This window comes from Legionella tunisiensis, assembly GCF_000308315.1.
GTDB lineage: Bacteria > Pseudomonadota > Gammaproteobacteria > Legionellales > Legionellaceae > Tatlockia > Tatlockia tunisiensis.
The window spans coordinates 1-4931 of the sequence record NZ_CALJ01000180.1 but is presented as its reverse complement, the minus strand read 5'-3'; the positions used below and the strand labels follow the sequence as shown (position 1 = coordinate 4931).

Here is a 4931-nt window from a genome sequence, read left to right as displayed (position 1 = left end):
GGATGGTTTCTGGAGCAGCTCATACCACAGCAGATACCGTCAGACCCGCTTTGGAAATAATAAAAACTAAACCTGGAGTAAGCAAAGTATCTTCCATTTTCATTATGTGCATGCCTGCACGTGTTTTAATCTATGGTGACTGTGCTATCAATCCAGAACCCGATAGCCAGACACTGGCTGAAATTGCAGCTCAGGCTGCCCAAATCGCTAAAAATTTAGGCATAGCTCCCAAAGTTGCGCTTTTGTCTTATTCTTCTGGTGACTCCGGTAAAGGAGAAAGTGTGGAAAAAGTCGCTAAGGCGATGGAAATTGTGAAAAAACAATACCCCGATTTATTAGTAGAAGGACCTATACAATATGACGCAGCAGTCGATCCGGAGGTTGCTGCAAAAAACTACCTCATTCCAAACTGGCCGGTGATGCAACCGTACTGATTTTTCCTGATCTTAATACGGGCAACAATACTTACAAGGCAGTACAACGTGAAAGTGGTGCGCTGGCAATTGGCCCTGTATTATTAGGTTTAAACAAGCCAGTTAATGATTTAAGCAGGGGCTGTACACCTCAGGATATCATCAACACTATTCTCGTTACCGCAATTCAGGCACAAGGGGATAAATAATGTATATTTTAACTATCAACGCGGGAAGTTCCTCTATTAAATATAAGGCATTCCAAGTTGAAAACCAGCAAGCTACTCCGCTTTTATCGGGCTTAATTGAGGGAATTGGTGAAACAGAAGGGCTTTGGCATCACCGGAAGGATGCGAAAGAAACCATAAAGAAAACCTTCAAGGCACATGCAGAAGCCTTTAATACCCTGGCAGATAAATTAAACCAAGAACTTAAAGATCACCCTATTGAGGGTGTCGGCCATCGTGTAGTACACGGTGGTGAACTTCATTATGAACCGACAGTTATTACACCAGAAATATTAAAAGAAATAAGAGCGCTTGCCCATCTTGCGCCAATTCATAATCCGATTAATGCCTTGGGTATCCACTTTGCCCAAAAACATTTTCCACAAGCCCAACATATCGCTGTTTTTGATAGTGGTTTCCACCATACAATGCCCCCACATGTTCATCAATACGCGATTAACTCAGAATTTGCAAATCGATATCAAATTAAGCGTTATGGTTTTCATGGTATCAATCATGAATATGTTGCTATTCAAGCAGCAAATTATTTGCAGAAACCACTAGTAAATTGCAATTTTATTACATTGCATTTAGGCAATGGGGCAAGTGCTTGCTTAATAAAACAAGGAAAATCCTTCGATACTTCGATGGGCATGACCCCCTTAGCAGGTTTAGTGATGGGTACGCGCTGTGGCGACATTGACCCCCGCAATTCCCTTGTATTTGCAACAACAAGGGATGACAACGCTGCAAGTAGATGCCCTATTAAATAAACAAAGTGGACTAAAAGGTATCGCTGGTGAAAACGACATGCGCCGGCTTATAGCTAATGCTATAGCAGGTGATCAAACCGCAGAACTCGCTATTGAGATGTATGTCTACGCCGTTCAAAAAATTATTGGTGCTTATAGCAGCCAGCTTGCCACGTTGGACGCGCTAATTTTTACTGGCGGAATTGGTGAAAATGCGGCTTTGATTCGTGAAAGAGTTATCACGCCACTCAAACACTTAGAGTTTGAATTGAATTCAACAGCTAACTCCAGCAATGGAGATGAAAATTGCCGTCTTATCTCGAGTTCCGGCAAATCTATTTTAGTCATTCGAGGGGATGAAGAAGCATTCATTGCCCAAAAAACAGCTGATAAAAATTCTGAAAAAGCCAAAAGTAGAACTGCTTAGATAACGTCAGTTATGGAGAAAAATTCTACTTAGAGATGCGACATAAACGATTTTTGCAAGCGTTATGAAAACAAGAGGCGAGTTAAGTTAATGGGGTGAAGAAACGAACTAAGGGTACCTGACCATGTCAATCAGTTATCGATAAGTGAAATAATGTCAATATTGATTTTTTTCCATCTTGGAAGACTAGTTGCTTATGCGCTGAGGCCAAGAAAATCTAAAGTAAAAATAAATTAGATAATGGGAAATTTCAGCTTATCCATAACTGACGTTAGATAATAGAAAATGTCAGCCAGCTTTACGAAAAGTAAGGTTTAAGCGATATTTACCGACTAAGTAATGCTCATTATCTTTGAGAGGTAAGATACCATGATAACGAAGTCTGGATGGTCCCCCCCAAACCACAACATCGCCATGTATTAAGGGCAAGCGTTGTAATTTATCGCTCCGTTTGAAACCACCGAACAAAAATATTGCAGAAATACCGAGCGATACTGAGACAATAGGAGCGGTAAAATCTTTTTCGTCTTTATCTTGATGTAGAGAAAGTCTAGTCTTTGGTGCGTAACGATTTATCAAACAGGCATCTGGCACAAAGTCACTAAAACCTGCTTGCAAAGCCGCAGATGTAGCTAATCTTACAAAAGATTCAGGCATAGGCGGCCAATTTTGATCGCTCAGAGGATCAACCTGCTCGTAGCGATAACCACTTTCATCAGTTATCCAACCTACAGTGCCGCAGTTTGACATAGCAACTGACATAGTATAGCCACCCGGAGTCACCATATGGCGAAACGGAGCAAGGTTAATGACTTGTTGTAAATCAGTCAGAAGTAAGGTGTCAACAGGACGCGCAAACCCATGTAACATTACAGCACCTGGCGCTAGATCCTCCTGATAAAGCTCTTTGTATACTTCATCAAACAAAGCTAAGTTCACCTCTCTATTTTAGTGTGGATGGATCCTTATCTTTAATTGTTACCCAGTTATTGTCAGCTTTCTTGATATAGCCTGGTATATCTTTGGCCCATATTTTTGTACTTTTTCATTAAGGTTCAGATAGAGTTTGCCATCAACAATTTTCCACGCCAAAGGATCACCAGCGACTTTTTTCCCACTGAAACGCCAAAAGCGCACCACCCTCCATACTGGGGTAAATATTTATCTGGATTAGCCATAAACAATTTTTTATCATTTTCATTAGCAAATAAATAATAAATACTATCCTTGATTACTACATGGTCACCGTTGCCTTTGACAGGTTTATTCTCAGTAAAATACGCAACTGGATCATAACCCTGCAACGCTACGGCGAAGACGGTGTTATCGGCTGAAAAAGCCGTTGATACCATCATGCTATACAATACAATAATTCCAAAGCAAACGTTTTTAAGACCATGGTTAATAGAGTTCATAAGCATTCCTTGCATCTTCAAGTTAACAGTTCTTAAATAAAACTTCCCGCTCAGTAAATTGTAGACGCTTTTCTGATAAGTGTATAACCAATTTTGTCTTTCAAACTAATGTGATTAAGAGTCTATTGCTTCATTTTCGAATTGAGCACTCTCTTTCTCTGCAAAATGATTAAGGGTAGAAAAATATAATTACGTGTTATAAACTGTTCTTTAATTCTCTTAACCTGTCTCTCATCCAAACGGGCACCATATTGTTTAACCACCTGTGCAGCTGCCTTATTAGCCAAATCAACAGCTAGCTGTGGTGCATAACCATGAGTAATCGCATAAAGATAAGCGCCGGCAAACATATCACCTGCCCCCACAGTATCTACCGCCAGTATGGGTGTCGTTGGAATAGCCATTACTTCTCCATCTATGACCAAAACAGCACCACTACTGCCGCAGGTCACTACCAAATGATTAGCTAAAGATTGTAACAAGCCAATAGCTACCTCTAAATGAGCAGCTTGAGTAAAGAGCAGTGCTTCTTCTTCATTACAAAATAAAAGATCAACCCGACCGTCGATTACTGCCAGTAATTCATTCTTGAAATAACGGACCATATTTGGATCTGATAGAGTTAAAGCAACCTTTGTATTAACAGTTTTTGCATGCCGTCTCGCAGTCAACAAAGCATTTCTAGCTGTAGGTGAAGTAACTAAATAACCTTCTAGATAAATAAATTGTGCCTCAGCAATTGCCTTCAAATCCAAAACCTGTGGGCATAACGTTTCTGAAATGCCTAAATGGGTATTCAGAGTCCGTTGTGCATCTTTAGTAACAAGTACAAGGCATTGTCCAGTGACACCAGGGGTGAGATTATTAATAGTTAAATTACAATCAAGTCCTAAGGTTTTCAACTCATGCAGAAATAAATGACCAGCTTCGTCATTGGCAACTTTACAACTATAATAACCACGTCCACCAAACTGACTAAGAGCAATCATTGTATTAGCAGCAGAGCCGCCACACCCGCCATGACAAAGCGAATCAGCTAAGGTTGTCATCAAGCGATGATGCGTCAGCTCATCCGTTAAAGTCATTACTCCTTTTTCTATCTGAAAATTTTCTAAAATCTGCTCATCAATGTTTGCTTCCCTATCCAATAGGGCATTTCCTACACCATAAACATGGTATTTTTTCATCAAGCTCTAATCTCCGTGAGGCTTGCCAATACTGATTCTGCAGCTTGTTGTGTCAGTTGAATTTCTTCATTTTGGTGTGCAATAGACACAAAACCTGCTTCGTACATAGATGGCGCGAAATACACTCCTTTTTGTAACATACCATGAAAAAATTGTTTAAATAAAGTTTCATCTGAAGATGCAATATCTGCATAATCAAAAACTTGTGTTTTACGGTTAAAGCAAAAACCAAACATACCACCTAAAGAGGAATAACAAAAAGGAATATTAAATGAAGCAGCAACCTCAGCCAAACCGTCAACCATTGCAGCTGTATTAGCAGAAAGTTGTTCGTAAAACCCCGGCCTTTCCAATTCAGTCAAGGTTGCTAAACCAGCAGCCATTGCTAAAGGATTACCTGATAAAGTACCCGCTTGATAAACAGGCCCTTCAGGCGCTAAATGTGTCATAATCTCAGCTTTGCCGCCTAATGCCCCAACAGGCATTCCTCCCCAATTATTTTACCAAGCG

At 40.2% G+C, this 4931-nt stretch carries 5 protein-coding genes and 2 pseudogenes; 3 read left to right on the top strand and 4 right to left on the bottom strand.

All coding sequences use genetic code 11. The features are described 5' to 3' along the window. Nucleotides 1-2 precede the first annotated feature (2 nt). From BN58_RS10890 to BN58_RS31725, 3 genes and pseudogenes are all read left to right on the top strand, one after another. Nucleotides 3-622, top strand: a pseudogene (locus BN58_RS10890) (phosphate acyltransferase). After that, nucleotides 622-1413, top strand: coding sequence for an acetate/propionate family kinase (locus BN58_RS24335; RefSeq protein ID WP_019216852.1), 792 nt, complete (start codon nt 622-624; stop codon nt 1411-1413). The pseudogene BN58_RS10890 and the gene BN58_RS24335 overlap by 1 nt, the downstream one beginning before the upstream one ends. Continuing rightward, a complete protein-coding gene (locus BN58_RS31725) occupies nt 1379-1819 on the top strand; it encodes a hypothetical protein (protein WP_019216851.1) in 441 nt (146 codons plus the stop codon). The genes BN58_RS24335 and BN58_RS31725 overlap by 35 nt, the downstream gene beginning before the upstream one ends. A 288-nt stretch (nt 1820-2107) precedes the next feature. Here the strand turns inward: BN58_RS31725 and alkB are convergent, their stop codons facing one another. The 4 genes and pseudogenes from alkB to BN58_RS10865 all read right to left on the bottom strand — a co-directional run. Beyond that, the gene (gene alkB, locus BN58_RS10880) at nt 2108-2746 is read right to left on the bottom strand and encodes a DNA oxidative demethylase AlkB (RefSeq protein WP_232220522.1); all 639 of its coding nucleotides are present in this window, start codon (nt 2744-2746) and stop codon (nt 2108-2110) included. A gap of 128 nt (nt 2747-2874) precedes the next feature. Next, a complete protein-coding gene (locus BN58_RS24330) occupies nt 2875-3234 on the bottom strand; it encodes a YHS domain-containing (seleno)protein (protein ID WP_198009872.1) in 360 nt (119 codons plus the stop codon). A 122-nt stretch (nt 3235-3356) separates the two neighbouring features. Next, nucleotides 3357-4421 carry an adenosine kinase gene (locus BN58_RS24325; RefSeq protein WP_019216849.1) on the bottom strand — a complete coding sequence of 355 codons (1065 nt, stop codon included), beginning with the start codon at nt 4419-4421 and terminating at the stop codon, nt 3357-3359. Beyond that, nucleotides 4421-4912 (bottom strand): annotated as a pseudogene (locus tag BN58_RS10865) (aminotransferase class III-fold pyridoxal phosphate-dependent enzyme); the annotation flags it as partial. The gene BN58_RS24325 and the pseudogene BN58_RS10865, both read right to left, overlap by 1 nt. Nucleotides 4913-4931 lie beyond the last annotated feature (19 nt).

Coding starts and splice junctions, on each gene's coding strand:
- BN58_RS31725 (WP_019216851.1), top strand. CDS start 1,379: ATGACAACGCTGCAAGTAGATGCCCTATTAAATAAACAAAGTGGACTA.
- BN58_RS24330 (WP_198009872.1), bottom strand. CDS start 3,234: ATGAACTCTATTAACCATGGTCTTAAAAACGTTTGCTTTGGAATTATT.
- BN58_RS24335 (WP_019216852.1), top strand. CDS start 622: ATGTATATTTTAACTATCAACGCGGGAAGTTCCTCTATTAAATATAAG.
- BN58_RS24325 (WP_019216849.1), bottom strand. CDS start 4,421: ATGAAAAAATACCATGTTTATGGTGTAGGAAATGCCCTATTGGATAGG.